21 protein-coding genes and 1 tRNA gene are annotated in these 21,783 nt (G+C 42.0%); 7 read left to right on the top strand and 15 right to left on the bottom strand.

Annotated elements, in window-relative coordinates:
• Window positions 1–20: 20 nt before the first annotated feature.
• Window positions 21–656, bottom strand: a complete 636-nt coding sequence (locus QZZ23_RS02270) for a haloacid dehalogenase (RefSeq protein WP_292466577.1) — start codon at window positions 654–656, stop codon at window positions 21–23.
• Window positions 657–803: 147 nt separating this feature from the next.
• The gene (locus tag QZZ23_RS02265) at window positions 804–1,070 is read right to left on the bottom strand and encodes a UPF0147 family protein (RefSeq protein ID WP_292466576.1); all 267 of its coding nucleotides are present in this window, start codon (window positions 1,068–1,070) and stop codon (window positions 804–806) included.
• Between the two features lie 118 nt (window positions 1,071–1,188).
• Between QZZ23_RS02265 and QZZ23_RS02260 the strand changes: the two genes are divergently transcribed.
• Window positions 1,189–1,659 carry an Sjogren's syndrome/scleroderma autoantigen 1 family protein gene (locus QZZ23_RS02260; protein ID WP_292466575.1) on the top strand — a complete coding sequence of 157 codons (471 nt, stop codon included), beginning with the start codon at window positions 1,189–1,191 and terminating at the stop codon, window positions 1,657–1,659.
• A gap of 44 nt (window positions 1,660–1,703) precedes the next feature.
• On the opposite strand, the gene QZZ23_RS02255 is transcribed toward QZZ23_RS02260, so the two are convergent.
• The 4 genes from QZZ23_RS02255 to QZZ23_RS02240 all read right to left on the bottom strand — a co-directional run bounded on the left by QZZ23_RS02255 (window position 1,704) and on the right by QZZ23_RS02240 (window position 7,586).
• Window positions 1,704–3,974, bottom strand: a complete 2,271-nt coding sequence (locus QZZ23_RS02255) for a DEAD/DEAH box helicase (RefSeq protein WP_292466574.1) — start codon at window positions 3,972–3,974, stop codon at window positions 1,704–1,706.
• A 91-nt stretch (window positions 3,975–4,065) separates the two neighbouring features.
• Window positions 4,066–5,811 carry a glycine--tRNA ligase gene (gene glyS, locus QZZ23_RS02250; RefSeq protein ID WP_292466573.1) on the bottom strand — a complete coding sequence of 582 codons (1,746 nt, stop codon included), beginning with the start codon at window positions 5,809–5,811 and terminating at the stop codon, window positions 4,066–4,068.
• 413 nt (window positions 5,812–6,224) lie between these two features.
• Window positions 6,225–7,019, bottom strand: a complete 795-nt coding sequence (locus tag QZZ23_RS02245; RefSeq protein WP_292466572.1) for a 2-amino-3,7-dideoxy-D-threo-hept-6-ulosonate synthase — start codon at window positions 7,017–7,019, stop codon at window positions 6,225–6,227.
• A gap of 54 nt (window positions 7,020–7,073) precedes the next feature.
• Entirely contained in the window at window positions 7,074–7,586 is a 513-nt protein-coding gene (locus QZZ23_RS02240; protein ID WP_292466571.1) for a deoxyuridine 5'-triphosphate nucleotidohydrolase, read from the bottom strand.
• A 236-nt stretch (window positions 7,587–7,822) separates the two neighbouring features.
• Between QZZ23_RS02240 and QZZ23_RS02235 the strand changes: the two genes are divergently transcribed.
• Complete coding sequence (locus QZZ23_RS02235; RefSeq protein WP_292466570.1) at window positions 7,823–8,038, top strand: hypothetical protein; 216 nt, start codon at window positions 7,823–7,825, stop codon at window positions 8,036–8,038.
• Window positions 8,039–8,325: 287 nt separating this feature from the next.
• On the top strand, window positions 8,326–10,278 hold the full coding sequence (locus tag QZZ23_RS02230; protein WP_292466569.1) for a PAS domain S-box protein: 1,953 nt from the start codon (window positions 8,326–8,328) through the stop codon (window positions 10,276–10,278).
• A gap of 99 nt (window positions 10,279–10,377) precedes the next feature.
• Here the strand turns inward: QZZ23_RS02230 and QZZ23_RS02225 are convergent.
• From QZZ23_RS02225 to QZZ23_RS02215, 3 genes are all read right to left on the bottom strand, one after another.
• A tRNA-Val gene (locus tag QZZ23_RS02225) sits at window positions 10,378–10,451 on the bottom strand.
• A gap of 58 nt (window positions 10,452–10,509) precedes the next feature.
• Entirely contained in the window at window positions 10,510–10,710 is a 201-nt protein-coding gene (locus QZZ23_RS02220; RefSeq protein ID WP_292466568.1) for a hypothetical protein, read from the bottom strand.
• 142 nt (window positions 10,711–10,852) lie between these two features.
• On the bottom strand, window positions 10,853–11,317 hold the full coding sequence (locus QZZ23_RS02215; protein ID WP_292466567.1) for a YqaA family protein: 465 nt from the start codon (window positions 11,315–11,317) through the stop codon (window positions 10,853–10,855).
• 182 nt (window positions 11,318–11,499) lie between these two features.
• Between QZZ23_RS02215 and QZZ23_RS02210 the strand changes: the two genes are divergently transcribed.
• The 4 genes from QZZ23_RS02210 (at window position 11,500) to tpiA (ending at window position 16,396) form a co-directional block, all read left to right on the top strand.
• A complete protein-coding gene (locus QZZ23_RS02210; protein ID WP_292466566.1) occupies window positions 11,500–13,464 on the top strand; it encodes a PAS domain S-box protein in 1,965 nt (654 codons plus the stop codon).
• A 96-nt stretch (window positions 13,465–13,560) separates the two neighbouring features.
• The gene (gene nth, locus QZZ23_RS02205) at window positions 13,561–14,172 is read left to right on the top strand and encodes an endonuclease III (RefSeq protein ID WP_292466565.1); all 612 of its coding nucleotides are present in this window, start codon (window positions 13,561–13,563) and stop codon (window positions 14,170–14,172) included.
• A gap of 215 nt (window positions 14,173–14,387) precedes the next feature.
• Window positions 14,388–15,566 carry a bifunctional 5,6,7,8-tetrahydromethanopterin hydro-lyase/3-hexulose-6-phosphate synthase gene (locus tag QZZ23_RS02200; protein WP_292466564.1) on the top strand — a complete coding sequence of 393 codons (1,179 nt, stop codon included), beginning with the start codon at window positions 14,388–14,390 and terminating at the stop codon, window positions 15,564–15,566.
• A 161-nt stretch (window positions 15,567–15,727) separates the two neighbouring features.
• Window positions 15,728–16,396, top strand: a complete 669-nt coding sequence (gene tpiA / locus QZZ23_RS02195; RefSeq protein WP_292466563.1) for a triose-phosphate isomerase — start codon at window positions 15,728–15,730, stop codon at window positions 16,394–16,396.
• A 22-nt stretch (window positions 16,397–16,418) separates the two neighbouring features.
• Here tpiA and QZZ23_RS02190 read toward each other — a convergent pair whose 3' ends face one another.
• The 6 genes from QZZ23_RS02190 to QZZ23_RS02165 all read right to left on the bottom strand — a co-directional run bounded on the left by QZZ23_RS02190 (window position 16,419) and on the right by QZZ23_RS02165 (window position 21,641).
• Window positions 16,419–16,709, bottom strand: a complete 291-nt coding sequence (locus tag QZZ23_RS02190) for a hypothetical protein (protein WP_292466562.1) — start codon at window positions 16,707–16,709, stop codon at window positions 16,419–16,421.
• A gap of 102 nt (window positions 16,710–16,811) precedes the next feature.
• Window positions 16,812–18,128: a prephenate dehydrogenase gene (locus QZZ23_RS02185; RefSeq protein WP_292466561.1), complete on the bottom strand. Its 1,317-nt coding sequence runs from the start codon at window positions 18,126–18,128 to the stop codon at window positions 16,812–16,814.
• The gene (locus QZZ23_RS02180; RefSeq protein ID WP_292466560.1) at window positions 18,125–18,946 is read right to left on the bottom strand and encodes a shikimate dehydrogenase; all 822 of its coding nucleotides are present in this window, start codon (window positions 18,944–18,946) and stop codon (window positions 18,125–18,127) included. The genes QZZ23_RS02185 and QZZ23_RS02180 overlap by 4 nt, the downstream gene beginning before the upstream one ends.
• A complete protein-coding gene (gene aroD / locus QZZ23_RS02175; RefSeq protein WP_292466559.1) occupies window positions 18,943–19,647 on the bottom strand; it encodes a type I 3-dehydroquinate dehydratase in 705 nt (234 codons plus the stop codon). The genes QZZ23_RS02180 and aroD overlap by 4 nt, the downstream gene beginning before the upstream one ends.
• Before the next feature lie 16 nt (window positions 19,648–19,663).
• The gene (locus tag QZZ23_RS02170) at window positions 19,664–20,806 is read right to left on the bottom strand and encodes a 3-dehydroquinate synthase II (RefSeq protein ID WP_292466558.1); all 1,143 of its coding nucleotides are present in this window, start codon (window positions 20,804–20,806) and stop codon (window positions 19,664–19,666) included.
• 37 nt (window positions 20,807–20,843) lie between these two features.
• Entirely contained in the window at window positions 20,844–21,641 is a 798-nt protein-coding gene (locus QZZ23_RS02165; protein ID WP_292466557.1) for a 2-amino-3,7-dideoxy-D-threo-hept-6-ulosonate synthase, read from the bottom strand.
• Window positions 21,642–21,783 lie beyond the last annotated feature (142 nt).

The raw sequence follows: 21,783 nt of genomic DNA, 5'->3' as shown, positions 1-21,783 counted from the left end.
CTCGTAATATTGATAGTGAACTAATTAATTTTATTTTCAAAATCCTTCATGGCCCTTTCCAGCATCTGTTGGCGTATTGCATTGGTTAGGTCTCCTCGGGTCTTTTCTATGATAGATCTTGTTACATCGGTTTTATGCCTGAGTCCATGGGTCATTGCATCCGGGTAGTCGAACATCATAAGACAATTGTGTATCTCTTCCATCAATTGAAGGTATGTTTCGCCCTCTTCAGGAGTGCCTTTCCTGATGAGGTCCAGTGTATGTCTCCTGAGTTCCCCGCTTACGTCCCCGAGTCCGTTCAGATATGCAACATCACTAACATTAAGATCACCAGGACCTGGCATTTTATCTCCTTCGCTGTCTTTTTTAAGGATATTGTAAACGACTATGCATTCCACAAATTCTTGTTGTGCATGTTCCAGGTAACCTGAGTAGTATATGTCGGGGTAATTTTGCAGCAGCCCGTCAATTTTTTTAAGCATCTCTTCTGCTTTTCCAATTAACATGAACGCCTTGCTGAAATCCTTGTTATGTATTTTGTACATTGCTGCTCTGCAATTACGTACAACATCTCTGGAAATCGCCAGAGTACTCTCTCTTGCTTTATCTTTTTCTTCAAAGTTGTTTTTGATACTACAGGATATGTTATTGATCATTCCAACCCTTTAGTTAATTTGCAGCTTGGTATAAACAGTTTTTCAAAAGCACAGTATAAACAGAGCTAAATGTGTGAGAAAAATAATTAAGTTGGTTTAAATATCAAAAAAAGGTTAAAAACGAACAAATAATGCTGTTCGATTATTCTACTCGTCAACCGGGATGGTTTCGAGCTGGCTTGCAACATCCCATATGAGTGTCCTTGTGTGGACAGGGATGTTAGGATCGTTGCTAATATCTTCGAGAATAGATATGCTGGATGAGGTTCTCAAGAAGAGTGGTTCATCTTTTTTGCTCAATGTTTCCAGAATTTCATTTGCAGAACGCCTTATATTTCTTGGTACTGAATTATCGTTTGCGATATATTCTAACTTTTGTTTACATTCTACAATGACTTGTTCAAAATTTGACATATGGGATCACCTTGATAAGCTTAAAATCAAAATAGGGTTGCTCAATTTATTCCTAAATAATTATATTCTATAAAAAGACTTTCATTGGTATTATAGGTTTTGAGAAAAAGGAGATAATATGTCAAACACAGATGATGAAAATATACAGAAGATATCTAAAATGCTTGAGATAGGAGGCACTATGCTGGCACAACATTGTGATAGTTGTGGTGCCCCTCTCTTCAGGTACCAGGGGCGTGTATTATGTCCTGTTTGTGAGGATATTCGTGACCCTCGCAGAGCTGTCAGTCCTGCTCCCGCTCCAGTTCAATCTTCCTCTGGAAAAAATGAACTATCTTCTATGAAAGAAAAAGAAAACTCGGTTGCGGCAAGTTCTGAGAAATCTGTCTCTCTGGAAAAAACGACAGTCAGGTCAGCAGTGGATTCTGCTTCTGTGTCGGGTTCATTTTCTGAACTGGAGTCTCTGCTGATCAGTAAGATGACTTCCATGGCGCGCGAGATGCAGGGAGAGGCCGATGGCAGGAGAATAGCTGAGTATCTTGATCTTATCGACCGTTGCATGGACATAGCTGGAAAAATGCGTAATTAATATTGATGTGGGTGGAAATCCGCCCACTGTTTACTAATTTCAAATCAATTCTTGTACTCACTGCCTACTATTTCTCTAATCCTGGCTGCAGTCTTCGGGCCTATGTTGTTAACTTCCAATAGTTCTTCGTAACTCGCTTTCATAATGTTTTCAACCGTGTGGAAATGATGCAATAGATTACGTGCAGCCTTTGGTCCGATATCTGAGATAGATGATATCACATATTCCTGCTGTTGGGGCAACATGGGTGCAGATTTCTTCCCGTGCATGTTTACTTCTCTCTTCTCATCAACTTGCTCCCTTTTTGCTATTTGTATCAGCATGGAAGCAGTGTCTTCTGCGTCACGGGTGTAAAAAACAGAAACTCCAAAATCAAGGGAGATTGAGGACAATGCACCCTGTATTGCATTAGGATTCATTCCTCTGCAATTAAAAAGGCTTTCACCTTCAACAATAAGTACGGGTTTTTCATACGTTCTGGAAAGGTTTGCAATTTGTTCGAACAACTTCTGTTCAATGAGTGAGCTGATGAAGTCCTGTGTTTCTTTCCTTTCAACAGCTATACGGTCACTGAGGATGTAATCTGCAACCTCCAGGGTTTTGACAATGATCTCCGCTCCGCTCCTGTCAAGGTTTCGGGCAACTGAGCTGCGAATCTCTCTTTGGTCCACAACTATTCTTATTTTATCATCATTGTGTTCATACTCAAACAGCGTTTTCTGTTCTTCATCCGGAAATTCCGCTGCAAACTCTTCTGCAATGGCACTATTTTTCTTTGCAGGCATGGATGCCTGAAGCTCTTTCATGTTGCTTTGCATCTTCCTTTCCCTGGAAAGACTGCTCCAGTAGTAGCCTTCATCTCTGGTTCCTTTGGTTACAAGAACAACCACACGTCCTTCGTGCTTCCTTCCGGTCCTGCCTTTCCTCTGGATACTTCTGATTTCTGAAGGGATTGGTTCATAAAAAAGAACAAGGTCAGTGGATGGTATATCAAGTCCTTCCTCTGCAACAGACGTTGCCACAAGAACATTATAATCTCCGGTTTTGAACTGTTCGATGATCTCAACCTGTTGTTTCTGTGTCAGACCCTTGTCCTTGTATTTAGATGCCTGGCCAACAAATCTTACAGGTCTTATTCCCTCTATTTCTGATAGTGCGTTTGTGATCATCTCGGCAGTATCACGATAGTTTGCAAAAACAATAACTCTGGAATGTGGCTTATTTTCCAGTTCATCAAGCACTATACTTTTTACATACTCCAGTTTAGGATGCTCTATATCGCAGTCTTTCAGGCACCGTACTACCTGTCTGATGTACAGGTCTTCTGCAAGACGCTTGGATGCCTTACTGCCGTTTTTTGAGTATGCCTCATTGTCAAGTCTCTCCATGTACATGCGCAGTGATTCAATACCTTGCGTCTCCGTGATCTCAACTGCATGGTTCACTTTCATAATCTCTGCAAGGAGGGATATTGCACTGTAAACCGAAGAGTCTGGCATACCACCTCTTAACTCTCCTTGCAGTTTTCCCTGAAGTCCAAGCAGGTCCTTTTTTGAGACGTATTTCTGGTTATATATGGGATATCCAAGTTCTGTCAGTTTTTTGAACCGGTCCACAAGCACGTTGTTAAGCAGGTCCTTTATCTCTTTCATTCCATCCGGGAGGTCGATGCGTCTCCATTCTACATCTTTTTTGTGAATGTAAGGCATGACATCTTTATCGGATTCTGTTTTCACTGCAACGGATTCTATGTGTAATGACTCACAAACCTCTGCTATCTTCTCATCTGAACTTCCGGGACTTGCAGTGATGCCAAGACAAAGGGGATTCTTTGCAGTTTCATAATATTTCTCTGCAATGTATGTGTAAGCGTAATTGCCAACAGCCCTATGTGCCTCATCAAATGTTATGTGTGTGACATTCTCAAGGCTTATTCTCTTTGTCAGGATATCATTCTCAATGACCTGGGGTGTGGATACAATAACTTTACCTCTCTCCCATAACTCTGCCCTTTTTTCAGGGTTCACACTGCCTGTGAATGTCAGGACCTCGCCTTCCGGGAGTTGAAATACATTTTTGAAAAAAGAAGCATGTTGCTCAACAAGTGGTTTGGTTGGTGAGAGGACTACCACTTTCCCCCCATATTTTTCGAGTCGGGATGCCATAACGAGCAGGGAAATGACCGTTTTACCAAGACCTGTTGGAAGGACTACTAATGTTGATGTATCAAGTGCCTTGCCTGCCAGATCAAGCTGGTAGAGCCTCTGCTCAACAGCATCTGCTTTAATCAAGGGATGTCTGATGTATTCTGGCATGTCTATGGCCCTTAGTTTGCCATATATACACTCTTCAGACTTTTAAACCTGAGCTAAGTGGGGTGAAAGTGTTGTATGATCAAAAAAGGATTCAGAGTGCCTTTCCGGCACTCTCAAAGTCTTTGCCCATGTATATAAGCTCATGGAGCAGGTCTGCAATACCTTCCATTGGAGCACGGATCTGTTTCATGTTGTCCCTGTCCCTGATGGTCACAGAATTGTCTTCAAGTGTATCGTAGTCGATGGTAACAGAATATGGTGTTCCAATCTCATCATTTCTCCTGTAACGTCTTCCAATGGTACCGGAATCGTCATAGGATACGAGTAGTCCTTTCTGCTTCAACTGTATTTCAATGCTTTTTGCAGGGTTGATGAGCTCTTCTCGTGTAAGGAGCGGAAGGATGGCTACCTGTACAGGAGCGACCTCTTTTCTGAGTCTCATCACAATCCTTGCTTCTTCTTCAGTGTCTTCCTTTCCGGCGACCATTTCCTCTTCAAAAGCATGTTCCATTGTTGAGTAGAATATCCTGTCAATACCGTAGGAAGGCTCTATAACGTGAGGTATGATGTTTTCGCCACTGATCTTTACAGTTTCGTCTGCAAACTCTACAATCTCTCCGGGAACTGTGAACTCTTCACCATCTACTACAACTGTGATGTTATCCTGTTCAAGTTCAGCCTGACCAAGGGCTTTCAGTGCATCAGCCACAGCCTTTGCCTTACCTTTAAAAAGTGGTCCGAGTTTTCCCATATTGGGTTTGACTACAAACTGTGTAACTATCTTAGGTTCACTGTACTCTCTATAGATTGAGAGCTCGGTCTTGCTAACTCCTGCATGGGCTTTCAGGTCATAGTCTGTTCTGTCTGCAATTCCGACCACTTCTACCCAACCGAACCTGTCGGTCTCGATCTCAGCATCCCAGCAGTCAATGGCGTAATGTGCCATCTCATCTTTCTTATGCTGTCTGAATCTCAGTTTATCCGCTGTTATTCCTACGCGCTGGAGGAAGTGATTGGTAAGTCCTATCTGATATGCCAGAAACTCATGGGCAATTATACCATTTTTGACTGCTTCGCCAAGGGGCATCTTCTCTACTTCTTCCCTGTCTTGCCCCTCATCCGAATAGAGGTTGATCACAGTGTTGGCAAATCTGCTGAAGTTGGCATGTTTCTTGTCATTGGGATCAATAAATATCTCAGCTTCTGCCTGGGTGAATTCCCTGAGTCTTATTACTCCTTGTCTTGGAGATATCTCGTTACGGTAGGATTTTCCAATTTGTGTTGCACCGAAGGGGAGCTTTTCCCGGTAGAAACGTGCAAGTCTTAAAAAGTCCACAAACATTCCCTGTGCGGTTTCGGGGCGCATGTATCCCTGTCTGCCTGCACCAGGTCCTATGTTTGTCTTGAACATGAGGTTGAACTCGTATGTCTCTCCAAGATCGCCTTCACACTCGGGGCACTTCACGTTGTTTTCTTTTATTACTTTGTCAAGTTCCTCGTTGTTTAATGAATCTGCTACAGCTACTATCTTGTCCACAAGATGGTCTGCCCTGAAAGCTTCTCCGCAGCATTTGCATTCACAAAGAGGATCTGAGAAACCACCTACGTGACCGGATGCTACAAAAACTTCTTCGATACCGATGGTTGGTGCTTCAATCTCCATGTAGCCTTCCTGGACTACATAGGTTTCACGCCAAATCTGTTCTATTCTACGTTTGAGGGTGCTTCCAAGAGGTCCGTAATCGTAAAATCCGGCGGTTCCTCCGTAGAGTTCGAAAGAGTTCCATAGGAATCCCCGGCGCTTTGCCAGTTCTATTACCTGTTCATATTTATCCATAGATTATCCTCTGAATATTTGTAATTATTATGAATCCATCGATATGCCCATTGCATTTAATAGTAACGAAAGTTCTTAGAAAAAAGCGATGCTCACAACAATCTTAAATCATGTAGTTTTTTGATAAAATCGGGTTCATTATGTTTATATGCATGTTCATACTTTTACTGTGTGAGCAAGGCCGAATTAAATCAAATCATATCATATCGTACCACCATCTTTATATGATTCAATTGGTCATTTCAACACTGGCCTTGTTCTTCCTATCTTTTTCTGGTTTTTACTATAATTACTTTGTAGATGTATTTTCAACTACATTACACATTAAACTCTGTGATACACAAAAAAAAGAACTTAGTGGGATTTAGGCAAAACCCCCTGATTTCCACTGGAAACGATGTACTATATAAATATTACTCTGATCCAAGTGCCTCTTCTGGAGTCATACCCTTGTGTGCAATCTTTGAAATATGTGATACAAGCTTTGTAGGATTATCTGACTGGAATACGTTTCTTCCTATTGCAACACCTTTGCCACCGGCTTCAAGGGAATCGTATACCATTTCAAGAAGTTCCTTTTCAGTGTCCATTCTTGGTCCGCCTGCAATAACGACAGGTACGGGACATCCCCTGACTACCTCTTTGAAAGTATCTATGTCTCCTGTGTAGTTTGTCTTGACAATATCCGCACCTAGTTCTGCTCCGATTCTTGCTGCGTGTTTGACGTATTCCACATCGTGTTCGGAAGTTACTTTAGGTCCCCTTGGGTACATCATAGCAAGCAATGGCATTCCCCATTCGTCACATTTGCGGGCAATATGTCCCATATCCTGAAGCATCTCTGCTTCATCCTCAGCACCAACATTAACGTGGATGGATACTGCATCTGCTCCTATTTTAATAGCCTCTTCAATGTCTGTGACGATTACCTTGTGATTTGGATCAGGCCCCAGAGAAGTTGAAGCTGAGAGGTGTATGATAAGTCCTATGTCTCTGCCATATCCACGGTGGCCATGTTTTGGAAGTCCCATATGTCCGAGTACTGCATTTGCTCCTCCATCTGCAACTTTGTTCACAGCGGTGGGCAGATCAATTATGCCTTTTATCGGTCCTGCTCCTACTCCATGATCCATGGGGATAATAATAGTATTACCTGTATTACGGTCGAAGATCCTTTCCATCCTGACAGATTTACCAATTTCACTCATGATTGGGTCATTGATTTAATTATAGATAATCCTAACGTAAAATAGATTGTCGTGTCATAGGTTCTCATGCTGGTATTTACCACTGTATCCTTCTGTAAGTTCACTATGAAGATTGAAGAATAATAGTTGCATAACCCTGGCATTTCTTTTCAGCCCGAATCCATGGGGATTGTGTACTACAAGCATTGATTCGCTTCTGCCTCTGTATCCTGAATCCCATACGGCAGTTCCGATATTTGCTCCACACCTGAGTAATGTTGATCTGGGTCTTGCGATGGCTGCAAGGTCAAGTGGAATATTCACAATTTCGTTGAATGTTATTTTATATGCACCCTGATCAAGATGTGCCCAGTCTTTATCATCAAACTCTATCGTTTCTGTGGATGGTGTTTTTCTTTCGCTATTGTCAAAATCAACTGCTCCTGCGTCTACATATTTCTCTATGTTTTTGAGGGTGAGTTCCACGCTGTTTGGCTGGAGCTGGGTTTCAGTATCAATCATATTCTCTACGAGTGGTGTATCGCTGTTAATTATGTCTCTGAGCTCGTTTCTTGATAAGAGTGTCATGGTTCTAGGTTTTCCTTATTGGATATATCTGTTTGGCAAGTCGCAGACTGGGTGTGTGGTGTGTTATCTATCACACATATTATTGTAAACCAATCAGTTTATATGTGTTATTGATAATGTGTATTGTGGTGAGTTTGAGGATGTTTCCATTTCTCATTATCCTGTTGTATTTTAGGTATGGGTGTGGAAAATCACAAAGACAATCTAAATGAGGTAATTTGAAGGAGTGAATTAATGTGAGTAGTACGGATCTAGTAAAGAATGGCGGCAGGCCTGAGATTATGTTTAGGGTTAGTTTAAGCCCTGATGGAACTACCTACCAGAAAGAAGTGTCTCTTGTTTTCCCTAAATATGCAAGTGCAGATCTGCCCCGTTACAAAGAAGAATATATGCCCTTGGCCCAGGACAATATTTCAGATGATTGTCAGTGGCATTTTAGCGCAGAGGATTGATTTTAATCCTCTTCTTTTTTCTTTTTGATCATTCCGTTAGTATCTATTCTTGTATTTGTTTCAGTTTTATCCGGTTTTATTTTATTTTTATTATGCTCTGAGTTTGCGTGCTAAACAAAACAAATTTAATACACCAACTGCATAGATTCTTGCAAGGAATGTAGTTTCCTTATGGAGTGGATATACATTAATTTCATAATTCTTTCAATCTTGCCACGATGACTCAAGTAGTTAAAGGTTTTATCTGGCAGAAATGTTACATATTGCTAAAGCGGGGTTTTGTTCGAATGAAAAAAGAGGGGAAGTGTTCTGTTCTAAATGGGGGCGATGTATGCTCTGTCAGGACAAATGAAGATTCGGTTGATTGTGATTCATCATCAGTATCAAATGAATTTGATACTGATTCCTGCAATGAAGATGTTATGGAGCATGGAATTGATGGCTATTTGTGTATATCCATGCACGGACAAATACTGGATGTAAACGAGGCATACTGCCAGCTAATTGGCTATTCCAGGGCTGAACTCCTCGGGATGACGTTAAAAGATCTTGATGCAAGCGATCACCGGGATGATTTTGTTGATACTCTACCAGATCTCATTAAACAGAGTAAAGATCGTTTTGAGTTAACTCACCGTTCAAAAGATGGCAGACTTTTTAATCTGGAGGTAAGCGCAACTTGTGTAGAATCTCCAAATAAGCTTTTTATTTTTATTTTGAAGGATATTACAGGTATTAACCGGGCTGATAAACTCATTCAGGTAAATGGAGATACCTACAGGTCTTTATTCAAGCATAATAAGGCAGTTATGCTCTTGATTGATCCTGAAAACTCTGACATTATCGATGCTAATATTGCGGCATGTGCATATTACGGATGGTCGCAGGATGAGATGACCGGCAAGAAAATATATGAAATTAACATCCTCTCTTCGGAAAAAGTACAGGCTGAAATGCAAAAAGCAGTCCGTGAGAAACGCAATTATTTCATTTTCAGGCATCGGCTTGCTAACGGGGATATCCGTGATGTAGAGGTCTATAGCAGTCCGGTTACAGTTGATTCAAAAAACCTGTTGTATTCTGTTATTCACGATATTACTGAGCGTAAGCTGGCCGAAGATGAATTAAAAACCAGAGAAATGCAACTGAGGACTGCACAAAAGATAGGGCATGTAGGAAGTTGGAGCATTGATCTGAATTCAGGTGAGGTTTTTGCTTCTGAGGAGGCCTTTCGAATATATGGTCTGGATGTAAAAACTCTCATGGATGTAAAAACTCTCATAATAGACGACATACAAAAAGTAACACTGCCTGAATACCGGCCAATGATGAATGAGGCTTTGAAGAGTCTTATCCGGGAAAGAATACCATATGATATCCAGTTCAAAATAAAAAGACCAAATGATGGTGCTATCCGTGACATCCATTCAATTGCAGAATATTATGCCGCAAGGAATTCTGTTGTAGGTACCATTGAGGATATAAGTGAGCGTAAAAAGGCAGAGGATACACTGCTTCATGCAAAGATGGTTGCAGAGGCTGCCAATAGAAGTAAGGATGAGTTTATGGCAACCATGAGCCATGAACTGAAGACTCCACTTACTTCTGTTATAGGTTTTTCTGATATCCTTCTCGATGAGGGCTTTGGTGTTCTTGATGAAAGACAGGTTCGTTATGTAAATCACATCTCAGATGCTGGAAAACATCTGCTGAAGCTTATTAATGATGTACTGGATCTATCCAAGGTCGAAGCTGGTAAAATGGAGCTTCAATATGAAATATTCTCTGTTTCGGATGCTGTTGACGAGGTTCAGACGTTGCTGTCCCCTCTTTCAATGAATAAGCATATCAAAGTAGATGCCAAGGTCGACTCTCAGGTTGATACTATCAATGCAGACAGAATCAAGTTCAAGCAGATTCTGTACAATCTGGGAAGTAATGCTATCAAGTTCACTCATGAGAATGGCTATGTAACGATTGATGCAAGATGCTCGGATGGTGTCATCCTCGTTAGTGTGAAGGACACCGGATTTGGTATCTCTGATGAGGATCTCGATAAACGGTTTCATCCTTTCAAACAATTGAATTCCTATCTTACTAACGAGTATGTAGGCACCGGTCTTGGTCTTGCCCTTGCAAAGAAGTTCGTTGAACTTCATGAAGGCAGGATATGGGTTGAAAGCAAGGTTGGTGAGGGGAGCACTTTTACTTTTTCCATTCCTGTGGGGAAAATGGGTTAGTCTGCAGTAGAGTGATCATTCAATCTTTTCTTAAGACACATGATATGGCCAGATATGTGTATAATATATAACCGTCTTGGAATCACAAAATAAGTATGATGGGCCCGGGGAGATTCGAACACCCGACCTCTGCCGTGTGAAGGCAACGTCATGACCAGCTAGACCACGAGCCCTTTGCAGGGAGAAAATGGTGTATGGGTCTATAAATCTGTCGTTGTTTTTTCTGTTAGGTTACTGGTGGTATTTTTTTTTTAGGACTGCATACGTAATCAATGCTACTACTATAGTTCCTACGAATATACCTATTAGTGCAGTTGTTGGTGGCAGATAAGTATATGCGGTGATTGCCAGCAGAGTTCCAAGAATCACTGCGGCAGGTATAAGCAAAGAGTTTTTCTTCAGTGACTTTTCATCAAGATCTAGTTGTGCCATTTTCATTCCTTTAAATGGTTTTACTATCTTTGGTAATATATATTTATTTATATGCACGTGTGAAGTATATATAGTTAATCCTTTTTACTCTAATTGTTCGGACAATTCAGTTACCATAAATCTAATTCTATTGGCATTAATATTAAAAAAATGACAATGTATTTATTGTAATATATGTAAGTATAATATATCTTGCCAGTTTTCCCAGGAACACATAAAATGAAAACACCTTGAAATCCAGTTTAAGCACTCCTCCGACTGCTGCAATTGCATCTCCTATCAGGGGTAGCCATGTGAAAAACAGCAAAAATGATCCGTATTTTGAAAACAATTCATCCGTTTTTTGAAGTTGCTCTTTGGATATCGAAAAGAACCTTTCGATAATATCAGTTCTTCCTCGCAGCCCTATATAATATGTGGTGCATGCTCCCAGATAATTGCCAATTGAAGCTACCATTACAACTGGAAAAGCATCAAATCCCCTGCTAATTAATAACACAACAAAAGCTTCAGAACCCAATGGCAGGATTGTAGAGGCAAGAAAGCTCGCTATAAACAGACCCATAAAAGCGTGTTCATCTATCAACTCTAAAAGAAAATCAATCATTTTTAAGGTCCTTTTTTATGTTTTGTCCACAGCAACTATTAACATTCGCTTAATGAAATTTATATATTAATACATTCTATGTTTCTGTGTTGAAATAATACATTCTTATGTGCTATTGGAATTAAATTGAATCGCTAACCAAAAAGTATACTTTAGTCGTGGCATACAAGTTTTCTCAATTCATGGACAACAAACCTGTGCATACAATATTGGTCGTTGATGATGATTATCTTAACGTCAATCTCTTGGAAACGATTCTTTCGGATAAATACATTACATTCGCAGCCTATAATGGGAAAGATGCGCTTGCTATTCTGAACTCTGAACACATCGACCTTGTTTTACTTGACGTAATGATGCCTGGTATGAATGGCTATGAAGTGTGCCGCAGGATTAAATCCTCCCGTTCTACTCAGTTTTTACCAGTTGTTATGGTTACTGCTCTTTCAACACTGGATGACAAGATAATAGGGCTTGAAGCAGGTGCTGATGAATTTCTTGTAAAACCAATTGAGAGATTGGAAGTACTTACTCGCGTAAATACCCTGATAAAAAATAAGCAGCTATATGATGAGCTTATCTTTGAGAGGGACAGGGCACAAAATTATCTTGATATAGCGGGCTCTATGATTGTTGCTTTTAACAATGATTGTACAGTAAAACTTGTGAACAGAAAATGCTGTCAGGTGCTTGGATACGAAGAATCCGAACTAATTGGTAATAATTGGATTAAAAAGGTCGTCCCACCGGAAAACAGAGACCTTTTTTCCTCTGTGTTCATCAATGCAATGGGAGATAACATCGATGAGGTTAAAGAGTTTGAAAGCTGCATCCTCACAAAAAAAGGAGAAAAAAGGATTATTTGCTGGAATAATAATTATTTCAGAGACGTTAATGGTGATATTTTAGAGATCCTGAGTTCTGGTTCAGATGTAACTGATGAGAGGCTGGCAACAATGAAACTAAAAGCCTCAGAGGAGAAGTTCCGTCTTCTCACTGAAAGTGCAAATGATGTGATATGGACTCTCACTCCGGATGGTAAGTTCAACTATACCAGTCCTTCTGTTTTCAAATTGCGCGGGTACACACCTCAAGAAGTCGCTCAGCAGACATTTGATGATATCTTCCCACCAGAGCACAAGAAGACGATCGTTGAGGCAATGAACAGGTTTTATAGTAAATTAGAAGCTGGCGCAGGTCAATATTCTGAGATTTATGAGATAGAGCAGTTTCACAGGGACGGGCACCGTGTGTGGACGGAAACGGTTGCGAACCCTGTTTATGATGATGATGGCAATTTCCAGTTTTTTCTTGGAGTTTCCCGTGATATTTCTGATAGGAAAAAAGCTGAAAAGGAAATCGGTGTGTATGTCGAAGAACTGGCAGACAAGAATGAGGCACTCAAATCCCTTGATCAGATGAAAAATGAATTCATCTCTAACTTAAGTCATGAAATAAAAACTCCCCTTATCTCGATAAAAGGTTACAGTGAACTTGTTTATGATGAAGTTCTGGGGCCGCTTAACTCCAAACAGAAAAATGCTATGAAAACAGTCCTTGAAAAATATGACCAGCTGAGCTTTCTGATGGATTCAATGATATACATGAGCATTGTAAAATCCGGCAAGGTGCATTACAGGCTGGAACCTATCAGAATAGTTGACAGTTTGAACAAAGTGATCGATTATTTCAAATTCAGGTCACAGGACAAGGATTTGATTCTTCTGGTTGATATTGAGGATAACTTGCCCCTGATAAACGGGGATGTGGAGTACATACCTTATCTTTTCAGGTCCATAATTGATAATGCTATCAAGTTCAGTCCTGATGGGTCAAAAGTTCTGGTGAGTGCATTTAAGGATCAGGACAATGTCCATATCATTGTCAAAGATTCAGGTATAGGCATACCCAAGCATGAATTGTCTAATATTTTCAGGCGTTTTTATCAGATAGATGGGTCCATGTCAAGAAAGTATGGTGGAAGCGGGCTTGGGCTATATGTGAGCAAAACCATTGCTGAAATCCATGGTGGTAAAATATGGATCGAAAGTGAAGAGAGTTCAGGAACAACTGTCCATGTGATATTACCTCCGTGCTCCATAACTAATATTGAAGATATGAACAAAAGTATAGTTCCAGGTGAATAGTGTCTTGCTGCTCTTTTTTAATTATTGGTCCCTGTTTTTCATTTTTCAATACTCCATTGCAAAGCATTTTATATCCTGACGTTTTTCACTCATTTGATGTACGTCGAAGATGTAGTCTCACGCCTCAGGGAACTGTATCCGAATGGTTATTTTCACATTAACCGTGATCCTTTCTATCTTCTGATATCCACTGTCCTGTCTCAGCGTACCCGTGATGATGTGACTATCCCGACAACGAAGAAGCTTTTCAGTGTATTTGGCACAGTTCAGCAAATGGCAGAGGCAGACGTGGATGAGATACAGGAACTGATAAGGAATGTGGGTTTCTACAGGGTGAAAGCCCAGCGTATCATTGATATTTCCCGCATCGTTTTACAGGATTATAGTGGAGTTGTCCCCGACAGTATGAATGAGCTTCTCAAACTTCCCGGCGTGGGCAGGAAGACTGCCAACTGCGTGCTTGGGTATGGATTTGAGCAGGATGTCATTGCAGTGGATACACATGTACACCGGATATCCAATCGTATGGGTCTGGTTGAAACCTCGGAGCCTGATGAAACGGAAAAAGAGCTTGAAAAAGTGGTTTCAAAGGATGACTGGAAGGACATAAATGGGCTTATGGTTCTGTTCGGGCAGAATGTGTGTCGTCCGGTGGGTCCGAAATGTGATGGGTGTATTATGGACGATATCTGTCCAAAGATTATCTGACTCTTTTAAAGCTAAAAACCACAGTTTCAACAAACTATTTATTGCCATATACTATATAAAGCACAAATCTTGTGTTTTATGCCGTAACTCTAATATAAAAAGTGCTGGTTTTGCACGAGAACTGATAAATTTCATACCAGCAAATAGCATTAATTAACTAATAAATAAATTGTAAACAAATTGATATTTACTATATATATATACGAGTGAGAATCATGTTACTAATCGGAGAAGCATTAATTGGCGAGGCACCAGAACTCGCACACGTTGACGTTATGGTCGGCAATAAAGATGGTCCAGTGGGCCAGGCATTCGCAAATGGTTTTACGCAATTGTCAGTAGGTCACACACCTCTGCTTTCAGTTATTCGTCCAAACCTTCCTGCAAAGCCAGCAACACTTATTGTGCCTAAAGTCACAGTAAAGAACATGGATCAGGCTGCACTGATATTCGGTCCTGCACAGGCTGCTGTATCCAAAGCTGTTGCAGATGCTCTTGAAGAGGGAGTATTTGGTGACATGGATATTGAAGACCTAGTTATTGTTGCAAGTGTGTTCATCCACCCTGATGCAAAGGACTACAACAAGATCTACAGATACAACTATGGAGCAGCAAAACTCGCTGTAAATCGCGCAGTAGCTGGTTTCCCGGATGTTGACACTGTACTCAAGGAGAAGGACAGAATGGGCCATGCTATCATGGGATTTAAGGTATCCAGACTCTGGAACCCGCCATATCTTCAGGTTGCACTTGACAACCCGAACATCAGTGCGATTCTTAGCATCGTCAACCAGATTCCAAAGAGTGACCACGTTATTCTTGAAGCAGGCACACCTCTTATCAAACGCTATGGTGTTGACGTAATCTCAAAGCTCAGAGAGGTCCGCCCGGATGCATTCATAGTTGCTGACCTTAAGACCCTGGACACAGGAAACCTCGAGGCACGTATGGTGGCAGACGCAACCGCAGACGCAATCGTTGTTTCAGCACTTGCACCAATAGCAACCATGAACAAAGTGATTGAGGAAGCTCACAAGACAGGTATCTATGCTATCATGGACACACTCAACTGTGCTGATCCTGTAGCTGTACTCAAGCAGCTTGACGTATTCCCTGATGTAGTTGAACTGCACCGTGGTATCGATGTAGAGACCTCAGAACACGCATGGGGAAGCATTGAGGATATCAAGGCACTCTCACCAAAGATCCTTGTGGCAGTAGCTGGTGGCGTGCGTATCGATACAATGCCAGCAGCACTCAAAGCAGGTGCTGACGTTCTTGTAGTTGGAAGAGCAATCACCAATGCAAAGGATGTAAGGCAGGTCGCAGAGAAGTTCATTGAAGGTCTTAACAACCCTGAGATTGACCAGTTCAGAGTAATGACTGACTTCTAAAACGTGTGATATCACACGTTTTTCTTTTTTCTTTTCAGTTTCTTTTATTCTTTGCTTTTATTTTGACCTGTTCACTTGCCTTTTATATTTATAGTTGAACTTACATCTATACTTCTACATTTATTGCACGTATAGTGGTATTCATATTGGAGTGATAGAGTTTGAGTTCTACATTGATAGTCCTAAACCTCAAGACATATCTTGAGAGTACAGGCGAAGGCGCCGTAAAGGTTGCACAGGCATGTAAAGAAGTTGCAGATGATTCAGGTATCGAGATTGGTGTTGCACCTCAATTCTGTGATATCTACCGTGTTGCGTCACAGGTTGACCTGCCGGTCTATTCCCAGAGCCTTGACCCTGTAGGTGCGGGCAGCTTTACAGGAAGCGCATTTGTTCAGTCGATCAAAGACGCAGGCGCAGTTGGAACCCTCATCAATCATTCAGAATGCCGTCTTACACTTGCAAACATCGATGCATCCATCACTATTGCAAAAGGCGCAGGCCTTAAAACAATAGTCTGTACCAACAACATTGCAACTTCAGCAGCAGCAGCAGCCCTTGGTCCTGACTATGTAGCAGTTGAACCGCCCGAGCTCATCGGTTCCGGTATTCCTGTATCACAAGCAGACCCTGGGGTTGTAACGGGTTCTGTTGAAGCGGTCAAGAGAATCAACCCGGCAGTACAGGTTCTCTGTGGCGCAGGTATCTCAAAAGGGGAAGACCTTGCAGCAGCTCTTGAACTTGGTTCAGTCGGTGTCCTGCTGGCGTCGGGTATTGTGAAGGCAGCAGATCCTAAGGCTGCGCTTGAGGACCTTGTGAGCAAGGTCTGATTATTTTTTTCTTACTTGTTTTTCAGCGCAGATTCAACCATGCAATGAACAGCATCAGGGTTGCAATTATCATCCGTAAGGCCATTGAAAGGTCTACATTGAATTTATCTTTCACCATTTTGTATATGCCTATTGGCGGGGGTGCTATCAGTATTGCGGCAATGAAGAGTGGTATGCCAGCTATGAAGTTCCTATCCGTTATTATGAGGTAAAGCCCCGATATTCCAAGGTACAGTCCGAAAGCAGCGGTAAAAAAGATACCAATCTTATAGACCAGGTTATATTGTTGGGGGCTTGGGGATGAACCTTTCACGTTATCACTTACTTGATGTAGGTTCAGATGCCTGATAACGTTTACCCTGATAAATTGTTAGAAAATGGAAGCAATTAACCTAAAATTCATTTATAAGGCGCATTAAGTTCTGAGTTTACAGCCTATGCCGCAAAGCTGCTCCACGATCTTATCGTTCACCTTTCCTGCGTCAGAATCTCCGGTTATGTTGACACGGTAAGTTACACTGATCTTGTCTGTTCCTTTCACTCCGGTGTATGTGTCGATTTTCCTTACAGAAATAATATTATCATTGCAGGCGATTATATTACAAATAGTCTCGGGGTTTGACCCTTGTGGGATAAGTACTGAGATATCTCTTGTATGGTGTCTCAATATCTCTTTTTTCCATCTTTTGAGTTCCTCTGTGGAAAGGAGGCGCAAATTCTCCATTTTTAGGGGCACTAGCCGATTACCTATGAAGAGGACTACACTTCTTGGAGTGACTTTTTTTACTATTCCTACGTGTACAATATTGGAGTATATGTGTTTGAGTCCTCTTTCCATACCAATGGAATCGATCAGTTCGTCGAACTCGGCTATTTTCGAGTTTATTAGCTTGTCCGAGCGGCGAAGTGCTGATGCCGTATCTCCAAAATGAATGGCAGCATCTCTCATTTTAGTTGTGAATGCTTCAACATCCTTTTTTCTGACAATTGCGGACATTTCCTTGCACTGTTGCATGAAAGCATCATGCACTTTAAGGACTTCAGGATTCTCCATCTGGATGTATGCGTAGAGGTATGGATTTTGTCCCAGTATCCTGCCAACGAAATCAAGCATGATGTCGTAAACCGGACTCATGAACCTCCTTGATTCGTTCACACTGAAATCAAGACTGTCAAATGTGGTTCCTATGGTAATGTAAGCAAAGTGAGTTAGTCCCTGCACTACGGAAACAAATCTGTCGTGCTCTGCGGGGGTGATAACTTCGATGTGTGCCCCGTTATCCTCAAAAAGTGAGCGCATCACAGGGAACCATTTTTCACATCGTCCGTTAATTGGTGTTAAAATGAAGATCTGTCCGTGCAGACTTGGTATCGAAGGTCCGAACATTGGGTGGGTGCCGAGTATCTCCACGTCTTTGGGAGCATACTTCTTCATGGCATCAGTGGGTCCGACCTTAAGTGATGTGAAATCCATAAGCAGGCTTCCACTCTTCATTTTAGGTGCAGTTTCACTGATGATCTTCTCGGTAATATTGATGGGTACTGTTACAATAACAATATCGCCGGTGCTTATTGCAGCATCAAGGTCATTGGCAAACTCGACTCCCATTCGTTCGGCAACCTCAATCTTCCCGCTGCTGCCCCACACGACAACTTCGTAACCGTGGTTCTTGAAAAAAGGTGTGAACCACTGTCCCATTTCGCCGGTACCGCCTATGATGAGGACTTTCAAATTCCAAGGCCCTCCAGTACCGCTTGTTTCATAACTTCAATAGGTGGCTCAACACCTGTCCATATTCGGAATGCCTCAGCACCCTGGTAGACAAGCATCATCTCACCTGTAATAGCCTTTGCACCAGCTTTCTTTGTTTCCTTTAGCAATCTGGTTTCCAGCGGGTTGTAAACAATGTCAAATACTGTAAGGTCCGGGTGCATATCTTCAGCAGTTGCAATAGTTCCTTCTGGATTTGGTTTCATGCCAAGTGTCGTGCAATTTACAAGGATATCACTGTCGGCGATCATGTCTTTAATGCAATCAATTCCGCATCCGGTAGCAAGGCCAACACTTGAGACTTCCATGGAAAGGTCAAGTGCTTTTTGTTCTGTCCTGTTTGCAATGGTAATGTTTGCTCCATCCCTTGCAAACTGGAATGCAATGGCTCTTGCAGCGCCTCCTGCACCTACAATGAGTACTTTTGAACCCTTTATCTTGATCTCCTGTTCCTCAATGGCGCGTTTTGCACCGATGCCATCGGTGTTGTAGCCTATCATTCCATCTTTAAAATCAACTGTATTAATGGCGCCAATACTCTCAGCCAGCGGGTCTGCGTCTACTATTCCCAGGGCTTCCTGCTTTAGTGGCACTGTAAGGTTAACTCCGCCAAAACCCATGGCTTTAGCTCCAAGGAGTGCATCCTTGAGGTTCTCAGAACTGACCCTGAATGCCTGGTATGTGGATTCCATGCCAAGTTCCCTGAAAGCAGCATTATGCATATTCGGGGATAATGAATGTGCTATTGGGTCTCCGTATACACCGTATACTGTGTTCAAAAGAGAATCTCCAGAGCTGATTTGAGTTCGTGTATCTTGATCTGTCCAGGGGCAACTGCTTTTGCAATTGCTCCGTATGTGAGACGTGAACCGTAGCAAGGAGCAACAATGCGGCTGTGTTTGCCGACATCTCCCATTGCGATGGTACATACCGGTTTTTCCATATCAGCAGTTGCCTGAAGAACGTCAAGTACATCCTGCTTTGACTTTGCCATGACTGCCAGCTTTGCAATATCGGCACCTGCTTCATGTGCGCTGTTGAGTATTTTTTTCATTTCCTCAACTGAGGGTGTCTTGTCAAAGTCATGGGCTGATACAATAACTGTTATACCTGCTGCTTTTGCCGCTGCTATTACCTTTTTTCGCTGCTCTTCATCTGCGCTAAGCTCGATATCTACAGCTTCCACAAAAGGCATAATGTCAATTAATAATTTGATCCTGTCATCTTCTGAACCTTCCCATTTGCCGCCATCAGATTGTAACCTATTGGTAGCAATACACGGAAGGCTGGTATTCACTTTGATCCTGCCAATGGTCTTTTTAGCTTCCTCAATATCTGGAAAATTAAGGAGATCAAGTCTCAGTTCAAGGACATTGGCACCCAGCCAGTTTGCAGCCTTTGCATTCTCTGCCGGGTCTTCGTCTATCACTGAAACGATTGCAGGTTTCTTTTCAAGGTCAAAGATTCCTATCTTAACCATTAGCAATACCTCCTGTTTACTTTTCGATAATGGTCTCTTCGATCTTCATTCCGAAATGGCGGCCAATATCTTCTGAATGGACAAGTATCTCGTCGCCAACCTTGAGGTCAGTAACAGCTATCGGGTCCTTGTTCTTTGTAACGAGTTTAATGGTTTCTGCATTCTGCAGTATGTTCTTGATTATCTTGCCGTTAATGTCTGCTTCAACAAGGATGAGTGGTCTTCTTTCTATCTTTACTCTTCCAACTACACCTGTTCTCTGCTTTCCATCACCGTTTACTATTGTTACTTCGTCGCCTGCTTTAAGCTCGGAAAGGTAGCGGGTCTTTTCTCCTACTTTGATGTAGGCGTGTACTGCACCTGCGTTAACCCTGAACGGACGGGATGCAACGTATGGACTCTCCTCTGATTCGGAGTGCACCAGGAACATACCGTTTGCCTGTGATCCTACAAGCATGCCTTCTCCTCTGACCATGAGGTTGCATGTGTCTACACAAACCCTGTCGCCCATTCCTATGGACTCTACTTTTGTAACAACAGCTGTTTTGATCTCAAGGTTATCAACACCTGCAGTTTCAGCTACTTCTGCTGTCTTTTTGATCTGGCTCAGGTCCTTAGTGTCAAGCATTACTCCGTCGGTACCGTGTTCCATTGTTTCAAAGGCAAGCTTTGCCTGTTCTGAATTCTGAACGCCGGACAGGAGCATAACATTCTCCTTCTGCAGTCCTGCGATGAGATTTTCCAGAGGTATGACCTGCCAGTCTGTGCCTATGGTTACAAGATAATCGCAGACACTTCCCATTTCTGCTGCAAAGTTCTCGTAATCCTTGTTGCGAATGATTACGTATCCTGCAACCTTGAATCCTTTATCTTTCAGGCGAAGGGCTGTTGTAATATCAAGGGAACCGCCATAGTCAGGTGGTAATGGTTTTGTTCCGTCTCCTTCTCCTCCCTTTCCTACTACGATAATATCCGCTCCTTCTACAGGATTTGTGGAAAAGGCTGCTATTTTAACATTTCCAAGCTCTTTTACTTTTCCAACATCAGCAGCATCAACCATAATGGCATCTACGCCGGATTCCATTCCGGTTGTAATTACAGCCTTGCGTTCATCCCAGTTGCCTTCATCGGCTTTTATCCAGATTATCTTGTTATTCATAATGAGCACGTCCGCAAGCACAGGAAACAATCTTAGCTTATTTCAGCATTTCCAGTGCTTCTTCAACTGACTTTTTGTAGTGCACTATCTCTGTTATGGCTTTTGTAATTTTTGTAGGGTTCTCGTGCTGGAACACATTCCTTCCAATCGCAACGCCCCTTGCACCGCCTTCCATTGCACCCTCGATCATCTGCAGGAATTCCTCATCAGTGTTTGTCTTTGGTCCACCTGCAATAACAATTGGTACAGGGCATCCCTGGACAACGTCTTTGAATGTATCAATATCACCAGTGTATAGTGTTTTAACGACATCTGCTCCAAGTTCAGCACCGACTCTGGCAACATGAGCTATGAGCTCGGAGTCATGTGGGTTGCTGATGTCTTTACCTCGTGGGTACATCATTGCAAGAAGTGGCATTCCCCAGTAGTTACATTCCTCGGATACGTTTCCTAGTTGTTGAAGCTGGTCCGCTTCAGTTTCTGATCCTACGTTCACATGTATTGAAACTGCATCTGCGCCCATTTTCATTACCTCTTCAACAGAACAGACCTGGACCTTGTTATTCGGGTCAGGTCCAAGGATGGTGGATGCACTGATGTGAACTATGAGTCCTACATCGTGTCCGTATCCTCTGTGTCCATGGTTGACAATCCCTTTCTGCATGAGGACAGCATCTGCTCCCCCGTCTGCAACTTTGTTGATGGTATCTGTCACATTGATCAGACCTTTTATAGGTCCGTCTGAGATTCCGTGATCCATGGGTATTATTACTATGTTCCTGCTTTCTCTGTGCATGATTCTTTCGATGCGGATCTTCTTGCCTATTTCTGCCATTTTGTTTGCCTTCTGTGTATGTAAATAAGTGTGTATTAATGTGCTATAATGAGCATCAATGTATTTATATTATCTGTGTTACTGTGTGACATAGTAGCACGGTTTATTATTTAAATGTTTTTATGTACCTTTACAAAAAAAG

The sequence above is a fragment of the Methanolobus sp. genome (assembly GCF_016278385.1).
Lineage (GTDB): Archaea > Halobacteriota > Methanosarcinia > Methanosarcinales > Methanosarcinaceae > Methanolobus.
This window is presented reverse-complemented; position numbering and strand designations above follow the sequence as displayed.

Bases quoted from the DNA above. Each gene is read 5' to 3' on its own strand.
- QZZ23_RS02255 (WP_292466574.1), bottom strand. From the start codon at position 3,974: ATGCCAGAATACATCAGACATCCCTTGATTAAAGCAGATGCTGTTGAG.
- QZZ23_RS02245 (WP_292466572.1), bottom strand. From the start codon at position 7,019: ATGAGTGAAATTGGTAAATCTGTCAGGATGGAAAGGATCTTCGACCGT.
- QZZ23_RS02270 (WP_292466577.1), bottom strand. From the start codon at position 656: ATGATCAATAACATATCCTGTAGTATCAAAAACAACTTTGAAGAAAAA.
- QZZ23_RS02230 (WP_292466569.1), top strand. From the start codon at position 8,326: ATGAAAAAAGAGGGGAAGTGTTCTGTTCTAAATGGGGGCGATGTATGC.
- nth (WP_292466565.1), top strand. From the start codon at position 13,561: ATGTACGTCGAAGATGTAGTCTCACGCCTCAGGGAACTGTATCCGAAT.
- QZZ23_RS02170 (WP_292466558.1), bottom strand. From the start codon at position 20,806: ATGAATAACAAGATAATCTGGATAAAAGCCGATGAAGGCAACTGGGAT.
- QZZ23_RS02215 (WP_292466567.1), bottom strand. From the start codon at position 11,317: ATGATTGATTTTCTTTTAGAGTTGATAGATGAACACGCTTTTATGGGT.
- QZZ23_RS02200 (WP_292466564.1), top strand. From the start codon at position 14,388: ATGTTACTAATCGGAGAAGCATTAATTGGCGAGGCACCAGAACTCGCA.
- QZZ23_RS02220 (WP_292466568.1), bottom strand. From the start codon at position 10,710: ATGGCACAACTAGATCTTGATGAAAAGTCACTGAAGAAAAACTCTTTG.
- QZZ23_RS02210 (WP_292466566.1), top strand. From the start codon at position 11,500: ATGGACAACAAACCTGTGCATACAATATTGGTCGTTGATGATGATTAT.
- aroD (WP_292466559.1), bottom strand. From the start codon at position 19,647: ATGGTTAAGATAGGAATCTTTGACCTTGAAAAGAAACCTGCAATCGTT.
- glyS (WP_292466573.1), bottom strand. From the start codon at position 5,811: ATGGATAAATATGAACAGGTAATAGAACTGGCAAAGCGCCGGGGATTC.
- QZZ23_RS02265 (WP_292466576.1), bottom strand. From the start codon at position 1,070: ATGTCAAATTTTGAACAAGTCATTGTAGAATGTAAACAAAAGTTAGAA.
- QZZ23_RS02240 (WP_292466571.1), bottom strand. From the start codon at position 7,586: ATGACACTCTTATCAAGAAACGAGCTCAGAGACATAATTAACAGCGAT.
- QZZ23_RS02165 (WP_292466557.1), bottom strand. From the start codon at position 21,641: ATGGCAGAAATAGGCAAGAAGATCCGCATCGAAAGAATCATGCACAGA.
- QZZ23_RS02260 (WP_292466575.1), top strand. From the start codon at position 1,189: ATGTCAAACACAGATGATGAAAATATACAGAAGATATCTAAAATGCTT.